Here is an 18,518-nt window from a genome sequence, read left to right as displayed (position 1 = left end):
CTCCCTTAAATCGACAGTTTCTTGACGCGTTTACCGCCGTACACCAGGTTAACCAGCGCACGTGTACCGATAATGGCCGTAAACATTGAGGTCAAAATACCGATCGACAGCGTCACAGCAAAGCCTTTGATTGCCCCTGTACCCACTGCAAACAAGATGATGGCAGTGATCAATGTGGTGATATTGGCATCAGCAATGGTACTGAAGGCATTGGAGTAACCCCGATCAATCGCATGTTGTGGATTACGCCCTTCAATCAGCTCCTCGCGGATACGCTCAAAGATAAGTACGTTCGCATCCACGGCCATCCCCACGGTGAGGACAATACCGGCAATGCCGGGTAGCGTCATGGTCGCCCCAGGAATCAAAGACATGATACCGATGATCAGCACGATATTCGCAAACAGCGCACAGTTAGCAAAAAGGCCAAAGCGACGGTAGTAAATCAAGGTGAAGATCATCACCGCAACCAATCCCCAGATACAGGCTTGCACACCCATATTGATGTTTTGCTGCCCCATAGATGGACCAATGGTGCGCTCTTCAACAATAGAGATGGGAGCAATCAAGGCACCTGCACGTAACAGCAACGCGAGGTTGTGTGCTTCTGCAGGCGAGTCGATGCCAGTAATCCGGAAGTTACGCCCCAACGCCGATTGAATCGTCGCTTGGTTGATCACTTCTTCGTGCTTTTCCAAGATCACTTTGCCGTTTTCGTCGCGCTCTCCGCTGTCTTTGTACTCAGCGAAAACCGTTGCCATCAGTTCACCAATATGGCGTTTACTGAAGTCCGACATCTTGTCGCCACCTTCGCTATCTAGCGAGATATTGACTTGAGGACGGCTGTATTCGTCACGTGACGAGCTCGCATCGGTAATATGAGACCCGGTCAGGATCACGCGCTTTTTCAACACGGTTGGACGACCATCACGGGTCATCATCAGCTCGCTACCCGGCGGCACTCGGCCAGCCATGGCAGCAGACAAGTCGGCGTCTTGATCCACTTCGCGAAATTCCAAGGTCGCCGTCGCGCCAAGAATTTCTTTCGCACGCGCCGTATCTTGTACACCCGGAAGCTCAACCACAATGCGGCTCGCGCCTTGACGTTGCACCAATGGCTCGGCCACACCTAATTCATTCACACGGTTACGCAAAATGGTGATGTTTTGTGCCACCGCGTAGTTACGAATTTCTTTCAGGCGCTCTTCTTTGTAGACGGCGGTCAGTTTGCCTTGATCGCCATCTACCGAGAAGTTCATATCCAGATAGTTGTTCGACAGCAGCTCAAGTGCTTTGTCTGTGTCTTGCGCATTACGCAGAAGCACCACAACGCGGGTATTATCTTCAATTCGAATGCCGCGGTAGCGAATACGCGCTTCGCGCAGATCAGTACGGAAGCTGTCTTCCTGCTGCGTCATCAGCTTTTCGAGTGCCGCGTCCATGTCCACTTCCATGAGAAAGTGCACACCGCCACGCAAGTCAAGACCAAGCTTCATAGGCGTGGCACCCAGCGCGTCTAGCCAAGTCGGCGTCGCCGGAGCCAGGTTTAAAGCCACCACATAGTCGTTGCTATCAAAACGGGACATCAGAAGATCGCGAGCACTGATTTGGGTCTCAGTGTCTTTAAAGCGGGCCAACACGGTGCCGTCTTCGAGCGCGATAGATTGATAGGAGAGATCGTTGGATTCGAGGGTTTGTTTGATGGAGTCCAGCGCAGTCATATCTACCGAGGCGCCACGCGCCCCGGAAATTTGTACTGCTGGATCTTCACCGTATAAATTGGGAAGCGCATACACGATGCCGGTAACCAAGATTACCAGCAACATGATGTACTTCCACAAAGGATAACGGTTTAGCACAGCATGCATCCTTTATGGTTGCGAGAATTAAAGAGACTGGATGGTACCCTTAGGTAGAACAGCGGTCACGAAGTCTTTTTTAATCGTCACTTCGTTGTCGTCGTTCAGGGCGATGACAATAAAATCATTGTCTTCAGCGATTTGGGTGATTTTACCCACCAAACCACCACCGGTCAGTACTTCGTCCCCTTTGCTCATAGAAGCCATCAAGTTCTTGTGCTCTTTAACACGTTTGGCTTGCGGGCGGTAAATCATAAAGTAGAAAATCACCGCAAAAAGGCCAAGCATGATAAATAGCTGCATACCACCACCTTGTGGTCCGGCTTCAGCGGCTGCGTGAGCTTGTGAGATAAACATTCAATCACGTCCTCGTTCTAGTTGTTGAATTCGAAATCAGTCGAGCGGCGGCACTTCCTTGCCACGACGCGCGTAGAAATCCTCTACAAAGGCATCTAATCTACCTTCGTCAATCGCGTGACGCAAACCTTCCATCACTCGTTGATAGTAACGTAAGTTATGGATGGTATTGAGGCGCGCGCCAAGAATTTCGTTACAGCGGTCTAAATGGTGCAAGTAAGCACGGCTGTAATGGCGGCAAGTGTAACAGTCACACTCTGGATCCAGTGGCGAGGTATCACTTTTATGTTTCGCATTACGGATCTTGATCACACCGCCGGTAATAAAGAGGTGGCCGTTGCGGGCATTTCGGGTTGGCATCACACAATCAAACATGTCTACGCCACGACGAACGCCTTCCACCAAATCTTCAGGCTTACCCACGCCCATCAGATAGCGGGGCTTATCTTCTGGTAGTTGCGGACAGGTATGCTCCAAGATGCGGTGCATGTCTTCTTTTGGCTCACCCACGGCCAAACCACCGACAGCATAACCATCAAAGCCAATCTCAGTGAGCCCTTTGACCGATACATCGCGCAGATCTTCATATACACCACCTTGCACGATACCGAACAGCGCATTTTTGTTACCTAATTTGTCAAAGTGATTGCGGCTGCGCTTTGCCCAGCGTAATGACATCTCCATCGACTTTTTCGCTTCGGCGTGCGTCGCAGGGTAAGGGGTACACTCATCAAAAATCATTACGATGTCTGAACCAAGGTCATATTGGATCTCCATCGATTTTTCCGCATCCATAAAGATGCGATCACCATTCACAGGGTTACGGAAATGAACCCCTTCTTCGGTGATTTTACGGATATCGCCCAAGCTGAAGACTTGGAAGCCGCCAGAGTCGGTCAAGATGGGTCCTTGCCACTGCATAAAGTCATGCAAATCCCCGTGCAGTCGCATTACCTCTTGACCCGGACGTAGCCAAAGGTGGAAGGTGTTGCCAAGCAAGATTTCGGCACCGGTTCCTTTAACTTCTTCTGGGGTCATTCCTTTTACGGTCCCGTACGTTCCTACCGGCATAAATGCTGGGGTTTCTACAGTCCCGCGCTCAAAGATCAAACGGCCACGGCGGGCGCGTCCGTCGGTTTTCTTCAGTTCGTATTCCACGAATCCTCCTCAGTGCCAGAGAAACAGTCTGGCGTGTGTCTTATGCGTGCAAGGTTTATCATGCCGCAAGCATCGCACGAGCAGTTAATCTCGTGTCGTTGTCGATGAGTCAGCGTCTTGCTGACGGGTAATAAACATGGCATCGCCGTAGCTGAAAAAGCGATAGCGCTCTTCAACTGCCGCACGATAGGCGGCCATGGTATGTTCGTAACCGGCAAAAGAGCTCACCAGCATGATCAAGGTTGATTCCGGCAAGTGAAAATTGGTCACTAACACGTCCACCAGCTGCCATTGATAACCAGGATAGATAAAAATCTGAGTATCGTTGAAAAATGGCGCCAACGGCTCACCGTTTTGCTTCGCCGCTTGTGCCGCACTTTCCAGTGAACGCACCGAGGTGGTTCCCACCGCAATCACGCGTTTACCTTGCGCACGGGTGTGGTTCACCGCATCAACAACCTCTTGTGGCACTTCCGCATACTCTGCATGCATTACGTGCTCTTCGATATTATCAACGCGCACGGGTTGGAATGTTCCGGCGCCGACGTGCAAGGTAACAAACGCCATATTGACGCCTTTTTCTTTAAGCGCAGCCATAATGGCATCGTCAAAGTGTAACCCCGCCGTTGGCGCAGCAACTGCCCCGGGCTTTTGGTTATACACAGTTTGATAGCGTTCTTTATCGCTCTCTTCATCAGGGCGGTCGATGTATGGCGGCAACGGCATATGGCCGATGTCGTTAAGCGTATCTACCACGCCTTTATCGCCGTTTAGCTGGATTTCGAACAAAGCATCGTGGCGTGCCACCATCTCTGCAGGGATCTGTCCGTCATCGCCAAGGAATAATTCGGCACCGGGTTTGGGGGCTTTAGACGCGCGCACGTGGGCGAGGAAACGACGTTCGTCGAGCACGCGCTCCACCAGCACCTCTATTTTACCGCCCGACGCTTTGCGGCCATACACACGCGCAGGGATCACTCGTGTGTTGTTGAACACCATCAAATCCCCAGGCTCAACCAGCTCGAGGATATCTTTAAACTGACGATGTACCACCTCACCGCTTGTGCCATCGAGTGACAATAAGCGACTTGCACTGCGATCCGGCTGCGGATAGCGTGCAATTAACTCATCGGGAAGTTCAAAGTGAAAATCGGATAATTGCATGACATTTGCCTAGATAAAAAGCAGGCCGCTAGTATAGGTTCACCACGGTGAATATCAAGCAAGGTGGAGGATTAGTCGCCGCTTAAACTGTCACATCTTATTGCACTTCGCCTGCCTTTTATAACAACTATCCTTGATACGTATCACGTCGAATTAGTGCTAGGTAGACTAGAGTGTAAGTATAGCTTCCCTTCCCTGTCTTACTGTAAGGAGGTGCCATGTTTATCGTTGATGACATGATGACCCGGCATCCACATACGCTCTCCCCGGAACACACCTTGGCCGACGCTCATACGCTGATGAGTGCCGAACGCTTTCGTCATTTACCTGTGGTTGATGATGCGCAGCGACTGGTAGGACTCGTGACGCAACGCGACGTGCTATCCGCTCAAGCCTCTTCGTTAGGTAAAGCGACTAACGGGGACAACGAAATGAATACGCCCCTGTCGCATTTTGCTCATCGTCAACTAGTGACGGTGGATCCAGAAGCCTCTCTACGCGCAGCCGCCTTGACCATGCTAGAGCGCAAAATCGGTTGTTTGCCTGTGATTAAAAATCAGAAGTTGGTTGGCATTATTACCGACAGCGATTTTGTCGCCATAGCCTCAACTTTGTTGGAAATCCAAGAAGAAACTGAGCCCATGGAGGCCGACGAATAAAAAAGGGGAGTGTCGCCACTCCCCGTTTCGTCCCATCCGCATGGGTTAGAACTGATCTTCTTCGGTTGAGCCAGTCAACGCTGTCACCGACGATTGACCACCCTGAATGGTGTTGGTCATTTGGTCAAAGTAACCCGTGCCCACTTCTTGCTGGTGCGCCACAAAGGTGTAGCCCCGTTCAGCCGCTTCAAACTCTGGGCGCTGCACTTTTTCGACATAGTGACGCATCCCCTCACCTTGCGCATAAGCGTGGGCTAAATCAAACATGTTGTACCACATATTATGAATACCCGCTAAGGTGATGAACTGATACTTATAGCCCATGTCAGAAAGCGCTTGTTGGAAACGGGCAATCGTGTCTGCATCCAAGTTTTTCTCCCAGTTAAATGACGGAGAGCAGTTATAAGCCAGCAATTGATCGGGGTATTTGGCGTGAATGGCTTCGGCAAATTGACGCGCTTCTTCTAAATCAGGTTTGGCCGTTTCACACCAAACTAAATCGGCATACGGCGCGTAGGCCAAGCCGCGAGAAATGGCTTGCTCAATCCCCGCACGCACACGGTAAAAGCCTTCGGCCGTACGCTCGCCGACAATAAAGTCCTTATCGTAGGGGTCGCAATCCGACGTCAGCAAGTCTGCCGCATTGGCGTCGGTGCGCGCAATGACTAAGGTATCTGTCCCTGCAACGTCCGCTGCTAAACGCGCTGCCACCAGTTTTTGCACCGCTTCTTGGGTCGGCACCAATACCTTGCCCCCCATGTGGCCACATTTTTTCACCGACGCGAGCTGATCTTCGAAGTGCACCCCAGCGGCACCTGCATCAATCATGCTGCGCATCAACTCATACGCGTTGAGTACGCCGCCAAAGCCTGCTTCTGCATCGGCAACAATCGGCAAAAAGTAATCAATGCCATCTTCCGGGCTGCCCCCTTTCGACCATTGGATCTGGTCGGCACGGCGAAAAGCATTATTAATGCGCTTTACCACCGCAGGTACCGAGTCGACGGGATACAGTGATTGGTCTGGATACATGCTTGAGGCAGTGTTGTTATCCGCCGCCACTTGCCAGCCGGAGAGGTAAATGGCTTCAATTCCCGCTTTGGCCTGCTGGACAGCTTGCCCACCAGTGAGTGCACCAAGGCAATTCACATAGCCCTTTTTGGCCTCACCATTGACAAGATCCCAAAGCTTAGCGGCACCGCGCTTGGCAATGGTGTTTTCTGGGACAAAAGAGCCGCGTAGGTTCACCACCTCTTCCGCGCTGTAAGTCCGTTTTACGTTTTTCCAACGTGGATTTTCTGCCCACTCTTTTTCCAGTTGAGCGATTTGTTGTTGGCGAGTTAAAGTCATGTTCCATTCCTCTTATTTCTCGGGCGCAAGCCCAGTCCTGTCAATCCATTTTGTTGTGTTGCTTCCGTGCCACTATGGCAAATACTGATACCCAGGTAGGGTTAAGAAGTTGACCAACTCATCACTGGTCGTCAGCTGTGCCATCAAGGCGGCTGCTTGCTGATATTGCCCGCGGGCAAAGACATCGGCCCCTAACTCGTGTTCCAGTACTTTCATCTCTTCACTGAGGTATTGCTCAAACAATGCCTTGGTAACTACTTGGCCATTGCTCAATGGCTTTTGATGTTTGATCCATTGCCAAATCGACGCACGTGAAATCTCGGCAGTGGCGGCGTCTTCCATTAAGCCGTAAATCGGCACACACCCATTACCTGAGATCCATGCTTCGATGTATTGCACCGCGACCCGAATGTTGTGTCGCATTCCCGCTTCGGTGCGCTCTCCGTCACAAGGAGCAAGGAGATCGGCGGCGGTAATCGGCGCGTCTTGCTCGCGGGAGATATGTAACTGGTTAGGCTTGTCACCCAGTGCGCGGTCGAACACCGCTTTAGCGGTATCTGCCAGCCCCGGGTGCGCAATCCATGTACCGTCGTGGCCGTTATTGGCTTCGAGGGTTTTATCTTTTTCAATCTTATCCAGCACCTGCTGGTTTTCAGCCGGATCTTTACTGGGAATAAACGCGGCCATACCGCCCATCGCTAACGCACCGCGCTTGTGGCAAGTTTTTACCAACAAACGGGAGTAAGCATTGAGGAAAGGTTTATCCATGGTCACGACTTGGCGATCCGGCAAGACGCGATCCGGATGATTACGCAAGGTTTTGATGTAGCTAAAGATATAATCCCAGCGGCCGCAGTTTAGAGCCACAATGTGGTCGCGAAGATGGTAAAGAATTTCATCCATCTCAAACACGGCAGGTAGAGTCTCAATCAATACGGTGGCTTTAATGGTGCCACGGCTTAGACCAAATTCATCTTCAGCAAATGAGAAGACGTCACTCCACCATGCGGCTTCTTGATAGGCTTGTAACTTCGGCACATAAAAGTAAGGACCCGAGCCGGTCTCCAATAAGCGACGATAGTTGTGGAAAAAATACAAAGCGAAGTCGAATAAAGCGCCTGGAATAGGTTTGCCCTGCCACTCTACATGCTTTTCCGTGAGGTGAAGGCCACGCACGCGGCAGATCAGCCGAGCCGGATTATCATTGAGCTGATAACGCTTACCAGTGTCAGGGTGGGTATAACTGATGGTGCCGTTGACCGCATCACGCAAATTCCGCTGCCCCTCAACCACTTGCGGCCACGCCGGTGCAAATGAGTCTTCAAAGTCTGCCATGAAGACCTTCACATTCGCATTCAGTGCGTTAATCACCATTTTGCGATCGACAGGTCCGGTGATTTCTAACCGGCGATCTTGCAGATCGCTGGGGATCCCACGAATGGTCCAGTCCCCTTGGCGAATTGATTCGGTTTCGGGTAAAAAGTCTGGCAAGGTGCCTGCGTCAATGCGCTGCTGACGGACTTCTCGCGCCGCGAGCAGCTCAGGCACGCGTGATGCGAACTTATCAGCGAGACTCGCCACAAAACATAACGCATCATCGGTTAGTATTTCAGCTTGTTCCGGTGATAACGCTTCTGTCAGCACCAGCGATTCACGTAACGTTGAACACGCTTCAGTCATGTTGCCTCCCTGGCCTCAGTTGTAATCCAATCACAACAAAAATGATTATTCCGCCACACTGCAACTTTTCTAGACAATGTGGTCACTGTTTAATCAAGTTGGCGTAGTTTGGCGTAAAAATCAACTAGAGATTCATTTCAACCTCGCAACAAAAAACACATAAATACAAACAAAACAGAAAGTTAAATAAAATAGAGCATTAGCTCGAATTGATTTTTTTGTACGAATTATTAGGAGGATATAAACCTGCTACGCAGATCATATTTTTGTCACCTATTTGTAACTCATTACGTAATTTAATTACACATTAAGCGACAAAAGATGTGTGGGAGAGGTAATAAATTTATTATTATCAGCCAGTTAATCGAAACAGCAAGATGCGTTGATTATAAACCGACTCACTGGCGTGATAATAATCCAACGATTCTATTTCACTTAATGAGGTTTTATTGCAGAGGAATATGCTACTTAATCTGCTATTAATCGAGATAAAAACCTAAATAGCAGATGATCGCTAGCTAGTCAGTGCGATTAAGTAATGCTGCAACCAGATCAGCCAATTTATTAAAGGTATCAATGCGACTCGATGATGGACGCCACACCATGCCAATTTCACGATACGCGGCGCGTCCGGGTGGCGTTTCTAGATGCACGTCGAGATTATCGATTAAGCCATGATCAATCGCCATTTGCGGAATAAATGTGACGCCATTGCCGTTGGCGACCATCTGAATCAAGGTATGTAAGCTGGTCGCCATAAACGGGTTAATCTTCTGTGAGGCTGTCATTTGGCAGGCAGATACCGCATGGTCCGTGAGACAGTGCTCGCGCTCGAGCAAAAACACCGACTCATCGGGCAAGGCACCGTAATCCACCGGCAGCGTTAATTGCGCGGCTTGCTTGCGGCTCATCACCATCTTGAAAGGATCACGGCCAACAATGCGGCTAGTCATGGCGCCGATATCCATCGGTAAGGCCAAAATCAGCACATCCATTTCGCCGTGTTTGAGCGCGGTAAGCAAATTCGCGGTGGTATCTTCTCGTAACAAGAGATCTAAATTGGGATAGCGCTGGTTTACCTGCTGGACCACGTCGGAGAGTAAAAACGGAGCGATAGTCGGAATACAGCCCAAACGGACTTTGCCATGCATAGGATCAGACTGGACGTGAGTGAGCTCCATTAAATCTTGGCTTCGGGCAAGGATTTCGCGGCTGCGGCGTACCACTTCCTCTCCCATACCAGTCAGTACCAAGGTTTTATTGTCTCTTTCAATGAGCTGGGCACCAATCAACTCTTCTAGATTTTGGATCCCGGCACTGAGGGTCGATTGGCTAACAAAACACAGTTTCGCCGCCTCGCCAAAATGGCGAGTTTCTGACAAGGTAACCAGATAGTGTAGCTGCTTAAGTGATGGATATTTGTTCATTCTGTCAAACTTTATACAATCGTTTTTTTCGATTATAACAATCTATTAATTCCACTTTTTTCAATGTAGCAAGTCAGCTATAGTTTGTCTCGCTTATATAGGAACCTGATCTTCAGGCAAACTTTTTAATTAGGAGCTGAGTTATGGTACTCGTAGGTCGTCAAGCACCAGATTTTACTGCCGCAGCCGTACTAGGTAATGGCGAAATCGTTGAAAACTTCAACCTGAAAGAGTTCACCAAAGGCAAAAAAGCTGTTGTCTTTTTCTACCCACTCGACTTCACTTTCGTGTGCCCATCAGAGCTGATTGCATTCGATAAGCGTTTCCAAGACTTCCAAGCGAAGGGCGTTGAGGTTATCGGTGTGTCTATCGACTCTCAGTTCTCACACAACGCATGGCGCAAAACTGCCATCGAAGACGGTGGTATCGGTGCGGTTAAATACCCACTGGTTGCAGACGTTAAACACGAAATCTGCAAAGCGTACGACGTAGAGCATCCAGAAGCAGGTGTTGCTTTCCGTGGTTCTTTCCTCATCGATGAGGAAGGCGTTGTACGTCACCAAGTCGTAAACGATCTGCCACTTGGCCGTAACATCGACGAGATGCTGCGCATGGTTGATGCACTGAGCTTCCACCAGAAGAACGGTGAAGTATGCCCAGCACAGTGGGAAGAAGGTAAAGCAGGTATGAAAGACTCACCAGAAGGTGTTGCTGCATACCTGTCTGAGCACTCTGCTGACCTGTAATTATTAACTGTCAAAAGGTGACGTGCCCTACGCACTGGACAATGTGAGATAATAATGAGGCCCGGTTAAACCGGGCCCTTTTTGTATCTAGTCCCCCATGACACGTTACTTGCATCGTCACGATCCCCCTCGCTTTCTACCGCTTCTACTAGGTAATTCTTCAGCCTGCTGTCACAATACAGCCTCTATTATTGACACTGTGTTGCTCACTAAGGGGTGGTATGTCTGTCTTGGTCGAAGTTTGTATTGATAGTATTGGCTCTTTAAAGGTGGCAGAGCGCGCTGGCGCTGACCGCATCGAGCTGTGTAGTGCACTGCGCCTTGGTGGACTCACGGCCAGTTACGGCTATATGCAACTTGCCGCCCAACAAGCGAATATCCCCATTTATGCCATTATCCGGCCACGTGAGGGAGACTTTTTATACAGCAGTGACGAAGCAGAAGTCATGCTCAAGGATATTGCGATGGCACGCCAAGCTGGATGTGCAGGTGTGGTGATCGGCGCACTGACAGCCCAAGGACAGCTCGACTTACCGCTTATCGATGACATGTTGGCAGAAGCCAAAGGCATGGGCGTGACGTTTCATCGCGCGTTTGACCACTGCGCCGATCCTGAATCAGCACTGGAAGCGCTTTTAGCGCGTCCCGCGATTGAGCGGGTACTTACTTCGGGCCAAGCCAGCAGCGCAGAGCAAGGTAAAGAGGCACTGAAACGCTGGGTAGAAATGACCCGACAGGCTGCTTTACAGATCATGCCTGGCGCGGGGGTCACGCCTGATAATGCTGCGGCGATCCTCTCCCACTGCGGCGCGCGTGAAATTCATTTATCTGCCCGTATGGATCAGTCCAGTGCCATGCAACACCGGGCAATGGCCACCATGGGCGAAGGTGATGATGCCTGCTACCCAATGACCAACCCCGCCATTATCCGGCAAATAAAAGCCCTTTCCGCACGCTTGTGAGTGCGTGCAACAGGCTATGGCACAACACTGAACTGTGACTGACTCGGATATTTTGATGCGCGATCGCCGTCCTCGAGGCGGTAGCGTTGCATCGTAAAGGCGAGTTTTCTACCGTAAAAGCACAATGGTGTGAAAAGGAGTTTCCCTTGTCGGATAAAACATCAAGTAAAATCGGCAAAAAGCACTACGAAAAGAAACTGACGGAGCTACAAACCGAGCTAGTCAAACTGCAAGAGTGGGTCAAGCAAGAGCGCCTCAAAGTGGTGGTGTTATTCGAAGGGCGAGACGCCGCGGGCAAAGGTGGCGTGATCAAACGTATTACCGAAAAACTCAACCCACGTGTATGTCGCGTCGTCGCGCTAGATAAGCCCACCGAGCGCGAGCGTACCCAATGGTATTTCCAACGTTATGTTGAGCACCTGCCTGCCGGTGGTGAAATCGTTCTGTTTGACCGCAGCTGGTACAACCGAGCGGGGGTTGAGCGGGTGATGGGATTTTGCTCCGACGAAGAATACGAAGAGTTTCTACGTACCTGTCCCGAGTTTGAACGCATGTTAATGCGTGCTGGCATCATCTTGATTAAATATTGGTTTTCAGTTTCTGACGACGAGCAAGAAAAACGCTTTGCCGAACGTATTAGCACCCCCATTAAGCGCTGGAAGTTCAGCCCGATGGACTTAGAGTCTCGCAGCCGCTGGGTGCAATATAGCGAGGCCAAAGATCGTATGTTTGCTTACACAGACACCAAAGACAGTCCGTGGTGGGTGGTCGAAGCGGACAATAAAAAGCACGCACGGCTCAATTGCATTGCGCACTTGTTATCGCAGATCCCGTATCAAGAAATCACCTACCCCGAGGTCGATCTACCTGAAATCAATAAAGAAGGCTACGTACGCATGCCACTTGAAGAGCAAAGTTTTGTGCCCGATCAAGTCAGCGAGTGGCTCAATAATGAGCCAGACGATTAACCCTTATTTAAGCAGTTTTTCCAGCTCTTCTTTTTGAATATGGCGAACATCTTTTCCTTTCACAAAGTAAATGATGTATTCGCAAATATTCTGACAGCGGTCGCCAACACGCTCAATGGCGCGTGCTGACCACATCACTTTCAGCACGTTAGGAATTGAGCGTGGGTCTTCCATCATGTAGGTCATCAGTTGACGCAAGATCCCTTCGTATTCACGATCTAAGGAGTCATCTTTTCGATACACCCGCATCGCCGCCTCAATATCCATACGGGCAAACGCATCCAGTACCTCGTGCAGCATTTTCGCCGCACGTTGCCCTAGCGCTTCCAGCGAGACGAGAAAAGGCTGCTGAGAGTGACTGGAGTTATCCAATGCCATTTTCGCGATGCTGTCCGCCACATCACCAATACGTTCAAGATCGGTAATGGTTTTGATGATCGCCATCACCAGTCGCAAGTCACTGGCGGTCGGCTGACGTTTGGCAATAATTCGCGTGCACGCCTCATCGATCGCTACTTCCATGCCATTGACTTTGTGATCTTCACGAATAACATGACGCGCCAGATCGACATCTTGGTTATGCATGGCACGTAGTGCATCGGTCAGTTGGCGTTCGACCAACCCCCCCATGGTTAAAACATGGGTTCGAATGGCTTCAAGCTCGGCATTAAACTGTCCTGAAATGTGGCGACTGATGTTATGGTTGTCCAAGGCCTGCTCCTTATCCGTAGCGACCAGTTATATAGTCTTCAGTTTGTTTATTTTTCGGCGTCGTAAACAAGGTGTCCGTGTCCGCGTATTCCACCAAACGCCCCATATTGATAAATGCGGTTTGATCCGAGACACGCGCGGCTTGTTGCATATTATGGGTGACGATCACCACGGTGTATTGGCTTTTCAAATCATTAATCAACTCTTCAATCGTCAACGTTGAAATCGGATCCAACGCTGATGAAGGCTCATCGAGCAACAATACCTCTGGTTCAATCGCGATCGCACGGGCGATAACCAAACGCTGCTGCTGACCGCCTGACAAGCCAAATGCATTATCATTGAGTCTGTCTTTTACCTCATTCCACAAAGCCGCCCCTCGCAGCGCTCGCTCTACCGCATCATCGAGCACCCGGGGATCATTGATACCCTGCAGGCGTAATCCGAACACCACATTTTCATAAACAGATTTAGGAAAAGGGTTGGGCCGCTGAAACACCATACCAACTTGGCGGCGTAATGCAGGCACATCAACGTCGCGATCGTAAATATTCTGCCCATGCAGGGTCACTTCCCCGCGAACACGACAGCCATCAACCAGATCATTCATCCGATTAATACAGCGTAGCAAGGTCGACTTACCACAGCCGGACGGGCCGATAAACGCCGTGACCTTTCCCTTTGGGATCCGCATATTAATATCAAACAAAGCTTGTGTTTGCTGATAGTACAAATTGAGATGACGGATCGACAGCGCGGTTTGCTCTTCAGGCAAATTTGCCAAATCGAGCTCGGGAGTCAGGCCAATTCGGGAGTTTATCGAAAACATAGCTTGTCGAGCCTCATCATTATTGTTCCAAATCGCGATACTTTTCACGCAAGTAATGGCGGATCCCGATAGCGGCAAGGTTTAACGCCACAATCACAGACACCAGTAAAAACGAGGTGGCATATACCAGAGGGCGTGCCGATTCAATATGGGTACTCTGAAAGCCAAGATCATAAATATGATATCCCAGATGCATAAACTTACGTTCGAGGTGCAAAAAGGGGAAGTTACCATCCACCGGCAAAGCTGGTGCCACTTTCACTACCCCCACCAGCATCAAAGGCGCAACCTCACCGGCTGCACGTGCAACGGCGAGGATCAGCCCAGTCATCATCGCCGGACTTGCCATCGGCAGCACGACTCGCCACAGTGTCTCGGCTTGGGTCGCACCTAATGCAAACGCACCATGACGAACACTGGTCGGGATGCGTGCCAACCCTTCCTCCGTCGATACAATGACCACGGGCAGCGTCAAAATCGCCAATGTTAACGCTGACCAAAGTACGCCCGGCGTTCCAAAGACAGGGGCCGGTTGAGCGGCTTGATAAAAGAGCTCATCAATCGAACCACCAATGAAATAGACAAAAAAGCCCAAACCAAACACGCCATAGACGATCGAAGGTACCCCGGCCAAATTGACAACTGCAATCCTAATCATCCGTGTAAACGCGGTTTTTGGCGCATATTCATGAAGATACACCGCGGCAATCACCCCAAGCGGCGTTACAATCACAGCCATCAACAGCACCAAAAATACAGTGCCAAAAATGGCCGGGAACACGCCGCCAGAAGCATTACCATCCCGTGGTGGCTCTGAGACAAACGCACCAATTTGATGACCCCAAAAGAGCAGCTTCTCAACCCCGCTCATTGCGTTGGGGTACCATACCGCCAAGACGTTACGAAGTGGCAGTAGCACTTCTTCATGATGGCTATCTTTGACCACCAACATGGCATCATCTTGGTGATGGCGTAAACTTTCCAGCTTCTTCTCGAGCTGGGAATATTGGTCCAATAGCTGCGCGCGCTGCTCTGAAATATGGGCCGGGGGCTCACGATTTGCGGCATGGGCCAAGGCCCAGCGTTTTTCCTCTAAACGCAGCTGTTCCAGTTGATAATTGACACTGGCGAGGTGGACACGTTCAATATCATCAATCACATCACGTCGCGCGGACAAGTCGTCAAGGCGCGCTTCAAGATCTGCCTCATCTAGGCGATGGCGCGTACCTTTCTCATCTACCAGCGCAACAGGCCATCCATAGAACATCCCATTCTCGACCCGCTCTATCATGGCTAACGATGCCGGAGTAAATTGGCTGCGAATGTTAAACGCCAACAACTGCCGGAAGTCCACCCCGTCACGCTCGCGATTACCGATTTTGACCACTAAACGGGCATAATCTGGGTTAGCATCTTCCGGTAATGTGATGCCTGCATCTTGCAGTTGCGTCGCGTCGACACGGTCCGTTTGGTAAATCTGCCCAATCACCGTTTCTTGGCCTTCGGGTGTATTGAGCGTGAACTGGGTGATGGGCGTAGGCCAAAAATAGCCCAACCCGCGCGCACCAATAAGAAGCAACACACCAAGGATCGCAATCAAGCTGACACTGACCATGCCTGCGCTTATCCACACCCAAGGGGTTCCTGATTTCATCCATGCGCGCATACGAGCTCTCATCCCCACCTATAAGTTACTGTACTTGTCGCGCAAGCGTTGGCGTACGAGTTCAGCTAAGGTGTTAAACACAAAGGTAAATACAAACAAAATAAATGCGGTTAAAAATAACACGCGATAATGGGAACTCCCCACCTCAGACTCGGGCATTTCAACCGCGATATTGGCGGACAAGGTGCGCAACCCCTCTAACAGATTCCAATCCATGATAGGCGTATTCCCGGTCGCCATCAGTACAATCATGGTTTCGCCCACCGCACGTCCGAGTCCCATCATCACCGCCGAAAAAATACCCGGGCTTGCGGTGAGCAATACCACACGTGTCAATGTCTGCCAATGAGTGGCCCCCAAGGCCAACGCGCCGCTTTTTAAATGCGGCGGTACAGAGAAAATGGCATCTTCCGCAATCGAGAAAATGGTTGGCACTACCGCAAAGCCCATCGCAATACCGACCACTAGCGCGTTACGCTGGTCATAGCCTATCCCTAATTCATGGGTGATAAAGCGACGCGCATCGCCGTCAAAGCATAGGTGTTCTAACCAAGGCCCTAATTGCCAAGCCACCAACGCAATCAGTAACAGGGCCGGAATGATCACCAAGATTTGTGCATTGTCCGGTAAGCGGCGGCGTACATAGCGCGGGATCATTCGCCAAATCATGCTAAGACCCAGCAAACAAAGTGGCACCATCAGCAACAGTAAAAATACCGTGGGCAGGTGTTGCTCAACCCAAGGTGCTAACCAGAGCCCGGCTAAAAAGCCGATGATCACGGTTGGCAGTGCCTCAATGGTTTCAACCGTCGGCTTCACGACTTTACGTAACCCCGAAGACATAAAATAGGCAGTATAAATCGCCGCACCAATCGCCATCGGGACGGCAAATACAAGCGCAAAGAGTGCCACTTTCAGGGTGCCAAAAATCACCGGAACCACGCTTAATTTAGCTTCAAACGTGTCATCCGCAGAAGTGGATTGCCACACATATTGGGGCTCTGCGTACCCTTCATACCAGACCTTCTCCCAAAGTGAGTGAACACTAACTTCTGGGTGTGGGTTATCGATAGCAAACCATTGCCATACACCATCGGTGACGGTAATCAGTGCCTGTGCACGAGGAGAAAACGCCATTGCTTGCGGCAAGGTATCGAGCATGGCCGCAAAATAACGTTGCTTTTCGCTGGTCGCATGCAGCAAGCTCAGCCCCCCTTGCTCATCCGCAACCGCAATACTTTTACGATGCAACTCCGGTGAGGCCACAAACTTCCCTTTAGCTGGCTGAAATAACCGCACTTCGGTCAGCGATGGCTGGCCACTTTTCACCACATCAAACCACTGACTCAAGCCGCCATCTTGATGGTGTAACATTAACGAACGCCCACCTGCGAGCAAGGTCATCGCCTGAACCGGACTTTCCACCACATTGGCAAGATTAATGGTTTCACGTATGGCCATCTGTTGCCCGTGAATTCGCCACACCGTCAGTGTGCTGCCTTGACGCACAAAGAGGCGCTGTCCGTCAGGCGAGAGCGCTATATTATCAACCGGCTCACTCAGCGAGTGCCGTTCAATCCGTCCACTGCGATAAAGCACCAGATCCTGCGTGTGTGTCACCGCCACCAAAACAGGGGCTATATTTTCCCCGTGTAAACTGTCTGGGACAGCGAGCGCTAATTGGCGTAGCGCCGACGAGTCCAGTATCACAGGTAAAGGAAATGCCGCCATACGGCGCAGCTTGGGTAATACCGAGGTATTGTCGCCATATTCAGCGCGAAAACGTAGCTGCCAAACGCCTACTTGTCCCGGTTTTATTTCTACAGCCATAAAGGGCGCGGTGGCAGGCACTGTCGCCATCGCAGGACGAGGAATATCTGATAAGTTACGCGCCAACATCACAGTGGCAACTTGGTCGACCTGTAAAGGACGACGAGCTACGGTTAAGGTGCCACTATCATCAAGCGCATAAACCAGCTGCTCACGATTGTCAGCGCCAATAAAGTGCGGCGTAGCTGGTGTTGGCACACTAAAACGGCCGGTCGGCGTCATACTCGCTTGATGAAAAAGCGGTAACACGACGGTCAGCAAATAAAAGAACAAGAGCAGTAAAGTGACCAATACCATCACGCCACCAAGACGTACTGTATGCCGTGTAAACGTGTCTTTTAAACGTCTTACTCGATTGGCATCTTTGAGTGATGGTGAAGTGTGGGTCATTCGTGCCTCTTGTTTTAGATCAAGCCCTTAATTGTATGTCATTACAATGACATTTTTATGACACCCCCACTCTGAACAGGGATACCACCGAAGGCTGTACGCAATAAAAATGAAACAAACGGGCTTTAGGCTGGCGCAGGTTGATATTGGGCACAGTTTAGCGACTTTACTGCAAAGCAGCATAGACAACACCTTGACCGGCCTCAATAATTGACCCGACAATCGCCGTAAGGATCACGCATGAAGCATTTTGTTATCACACTGATGGGTCCCGATCGCGCTGGGCTGGTTGATCAAATCTCACAGACCATTTTTACGCATCACGGAAGCTGGCAAGCCAGCCGCCTTAGCCAACTCGCCGGACAATTCGCAGGGATCATCCATCTATCTGTGTCTGATACCCATGCGGATGCGCTAGTCCATGCGCTTCGCGAATTGGATGGCTTACAGCTGCTGATCACCGACGCTAAGCCAGTCACCCCTAACCCGACCACACATACCTTGTCGGTCACGGGCAACGATCGCCGCGGCATTGTTCAAACACTCAGCCAATTACTGGCCGCTCACGGTATCACTATTAATAAACTCAATGCGCAAACACAAAGCGCAGCCAATACCGGTGGGCAAATATTTACTGCTGATTTTTATCTGGATATTCCGCCGGATGCGGATGTCTCCATGTTACACGAAGCCCTTGAAGCACTGTCCGACGATTTGATCGTCGAGTTTGACAGTAATTTCACCCAGTAGAACAGGATTTTC

The 18,518-nt window shown here is 50.5% G+C and carries 16 protein-coding genes; 5 read left to right on the top strand and 11 right to left on the bottom strand.

The window, feature by feature from the left end; genetic code table 11:
- Positions 1–5 precede the first annotated feature (5 nt).
- From secD to queA, 4 genes are all read right to left on the bottom strand, one after another.
- Positions 6–1,859 carry a protein translocase subunit SecD gene (gene secD / locus BZG84_RS08330; protein WP_077678134.1) on the bottom strand — a complete coding sequence of 618 codons (1,854 nt, stop codon included), beginning with the start codon at positions 1,857–1,859 and terminating at the stop codon, positions 6–8.
- Between the two features lie 27 nt (positions 1,860–1,886).
- Complete coding sequence (yajC, locus tag BZG84_RS08325) at positions 1,887–2,216, bottom strand: preprotein translocase subunit YajC (RefSeq protein ID WP_069590628.1); 330 nt, start codon at positions 2,214–2,216, stop codon at positions 1,887–1,889.
- Positions 2,217–2,252: 36 nt separating this feature from the next.
- The gene (tgt, locus tag BZG84_RS08320) at positions 2,253–3,374 is read right to left on the bottom strand and encodes a tRNA guanosine(34) transglycosylase Tgt (RefSeq protein WP_069590626.1); all 1,122 of its coding nucleotides are present in this window, start codon (positions 3,372–3,374) and stop codon (positions 2,253–2,255) included.
- Between the two features lie 84 nt (positions 3,375–3,458).
- Positions 3,459–4,538 carry a tRNA preQ1(34) S-adenosylmethionine ribosyltransferase-isomerase QueA gene (gene queA / locus BZG84_RS08315; RefSeq protein WP_077478901.1) on the bottom strand — a complete coding sequence of 360 codons (1,080 nt, stop codon included), beginning with the start codon at positions 4,536–4,538 and terminating at the stop codon, positions 3,459–3,461.
- A 218-nt stretch (positions 4,539–4,756) separates the two neighbouring features.
- Here queA and BZG84_RS08310 point away from each other — a divergent pair, with 218 nt between their 5' ends.
- On the top strand, positions 4,757–5,197 hold the full coding sequence (locus BZG84_RS08310; protein WP_069590622.1) for a CBS domain-containing protein: 441 nt from the start codon (positions 4,757–4,759) through the stop codon (positions 5,195–5,197).
- A 45-nt stretch (positions 5,198–5,242) separates the two neighbouring features.
- On the opposite strand, the gene aceA is transcribed toward BZG84_RS08310, so the two are convergent.
- From aceA to BZG84_RS08295, 3 genes are all read right to left on the bottom strand, one after another.
- Complete coding sequence (gene aceA, locus BZG84_RS08305; RefSeq protein WP_069590620.1) at positions 5,243–6,547, bottom strand: isocitrate lyase; 1,305 nt, start codon at positions 6,545–6,547, stop codon at positions 5,243–5,245.
- Positions 6,548–6,619: 72 nt separating this feature from the next.
- Positions 6,620–8,227 (bottom strand): malate synthase A, encoded by a 1,608-nt coding sequence (gene aceB / locus BZG84_RS08300; protein ID WP_069590619.1) that lies wholly within the window; start codon positions 8,225–8,227, stop codon positions 6,620–6,622.
- Positions 8,228–8,745: 518 nt separating this feature from the next.
- The gene (locus BZG84_RS08295) at positions 8,746–9,654 is read right to left on the bottom strand and encodes a hydrogen peroxide-inducible genes activator (RefSeq protein ID WP_077662901.1); all 909 of its coding nucleotides are present in this window, start codon (positions 9,652–9,654) and stop codon (positions 8,746–8,748) included.
- 143 nt (positions 9,655–9,797) lie between these two features.
- On the opposite strand from BZG84_RS08295, the gene BZG84_RS08290 reads away from it, so the two are divergent.
- The 3 genes from BZG84_RS08290 to ppk2 all read left to right on the top strand — a co-directional run bounded on the left by BZG84_RS08290 (position 9,798) and on the right by ppk2 (position 12,330).
- A complete protein-coding gene (locus BZG84_RS08290; RefSeq protein WP_069590615.1) occupies positions 9,798–10,400 on the top strand; it encodes a peroxiredoxin C in 603 nt (200 codons plus the stop codon).
- Positions 10,401–10,621: 221 nt separating this feature from the next.
- Positions 10,622–11,362 carry a copper homeostasis protein CutC gene (locus BZG84_RS08285; protein WP_077478899.1) on the top strand — a complete coding sequence of 247 codons (741 nt, stop codon included), beginning with the start codon at positions 10,622–10,624 and terminating at the stop codon, positions 11,360–11,362.
- A gap of 146 nt (positions 11,363–11,508) precedes the next feature.
- Complete coding sequence (gene ppk2 / locus BZG84_RS08280) at positions 11,509–12,330, top strand: polyphosphate kinase 2 (RefSeq protein ID WP_077478898.1); 822 nt, start codon at positions 11,509–11,511, stop codon at positions 12,328–12,330.
- A gap of 3 nt (positions 12,331–12,333) precedes the next feature.
- Here ppk2 and phoU read toward each other — a convergent pair whose 3' ends face one another.
- Genes phoU through BZG84_RS08260 form a run of 4 tightly spaced genes read right to left on the bottom strand, consistent with a single transcriptional unit; the run spans position 12,334 to position 17,756 of the window.
- Complete coding sequence (phoU, locus tag BZG84_RS08275) at positions 12,334–13,041, bottom strand: phosphate signaling complex protein PhoU (RefSeq protein ID WP_069590609.1); 708 nt, start codon at positions 13,039–13,041, stop codon at positions 12,334–12,336.
- Between the two features lie 10 nt (positions 13,042–13,051).
- Positions 13,052–13,870 (bottom strand): phosphate ABC transporter ATP-binding protein PstB, encoded by an 819-nt coding sequence (gene pstB / locus BZG84_RS08270; RefSeq protein ID WP_077639624.1) that lies wholly within the window; start codon positions 13,868–13,870, stop codon positions 13,052–13,054.
- 19 nt (positions 13,871–13,889) lie between these two features.
- A complete protein-coding gene (gene pstA, locus BZG84_RS08265) occupies positions 13,890–15,536 on the bottom strand; it encodes a phosphate ABC transporter permease PstA (RefSeq protein ID WP_077678133.1) in 1,647 nt (548 codons plus the stop codon).
- 18 nt (positions 15,537–15,554) lie between these two features.
- The gene (locus BZG84_RS08260) at positions 15,555–17,756 is read right to left on the bottom strand and encodes an ABC transporter permease subunit (protein WP_077478895.1); all 2,202 of its coding nucleotides are present in this window, start codon (positions 17,754–17,756) and stop codon (positions 15,555–15,557) included.
- Between the two features lie 240 nt (positions 17,757–17,996).
- Here BZG84_RS08260 and BZG84_RS08255 point away from each other — a divergent pair, with 240 nt between their 5' ends.
- Positions 17,997–18,506 carry a glycine cleavage system protein R gene (locus BZG84_RS08255; RefSeq protein WP_077478894.1) on the top strand — a complete coding sequence of 170 codons (510 nt, stop codon included), beginning with the start codon at positions 17,997–17,999 and terminating at the stop codon, positions 18,504–18,506.
- Positions 18,507–18,518: the final 12 nt, after the last annotated feature.

The sequence above is a fragment of the Salinivibrio sp. PR932 genome (assembly GCF_001996125.1).
In the GTDB taxonomy this organism is placed as follows: domain Bacteria; phylum Pseudomonadota; class Gammaproteobacteria; order Enterobacterales; family Vibrionaceae; genus Salinivibrio; species Salinivibrio proteolyticus.
This window is presented reverse-complemented; position numbering and strand designations above follow the sequence as displayed.

Bases quoted from the DNA above. Each gene is read 5' to 3' on its own strand.
- BZG84_RS08290 (WP_069590615.1), top strand. From the start codon at position 9,798: ATGGTACTCGTAGGTCGTCAAGCACCAGATTTTACTGCCGCAGCCGTA.
- BZG84_RS08255 (WP_077478894.1), top strand. From the start codon at position 17,997: ATGAAGCATTTTGTTATCACACTGATGGGTCCCGATCGCGCTGGGCTG.
- BZG84_RS08260 (WP_077478895.1), bottom strand. From the start codon at position 17,756: ATGACCCACACTTCACCATCACTCAAAGATGCCAATCGAGTAAGACGT.
- pstB (WP_077639624.1), bottom strand. From the start codon at position 13,870: ATGTTTTCGATAAACTCCCGAATTGGCCTGACTCCCGAGCTCGATTTG.
- aceA (WP_069590620.1), bottom strand. From the start codon at position 6,547: ATGACTTTAACTCGCCAACAACAAATCGCTCAACTGGAAAAAGAGTGG.
- yajC (WP_069590628.1), bottom strand. From the start codon at position 2,216: ATGTTTATCTCACAAGCTCACGCAGCCGCTGAAGCCGGACCACAAGGT.
- BZG84_RS08285 (WP_077478899.1), top strand. From the start codon at position 10,622: ATGTCTGTCTTGGTCGAAGTTTGTATTGATAGTATTGGCTCTTTAAAG.
- BZG84_RS08310 (WP_069590622.1), top strand. From the start codon at position 4,757: ATGTTTATCGTTGATGACATGATGACCCGGCATCCACATACGCTCTCC.
- pstA (WP_077678133.1), bottom strand. From the start codon at position 15,536: ATGCGCGCATGGATGAAATCAGGAACCCCTTGGGTGTGGATAAGCGCA.
- aceB (WP_069590619.1), bottom strand. From the start codon at position 8,227: ATGACTGAAGCGTGTTCAACGTTACGTGAATCGCTGGTGCTGACAGAA.
- queA (WP_077478901.1), bottom strand. From the start codon at position 4,538: ATGCAATTATCCGATTTTCACTTTGAACTTCCCGATGAGTTAATTGCA.
- BZG84_RS08295 (WP_077662901.1), bottom strand. From the start codon at position 9,654: ATGAACAAATATCCATCACTTAAGCAGCTACACTATCTGGTTACCTTG.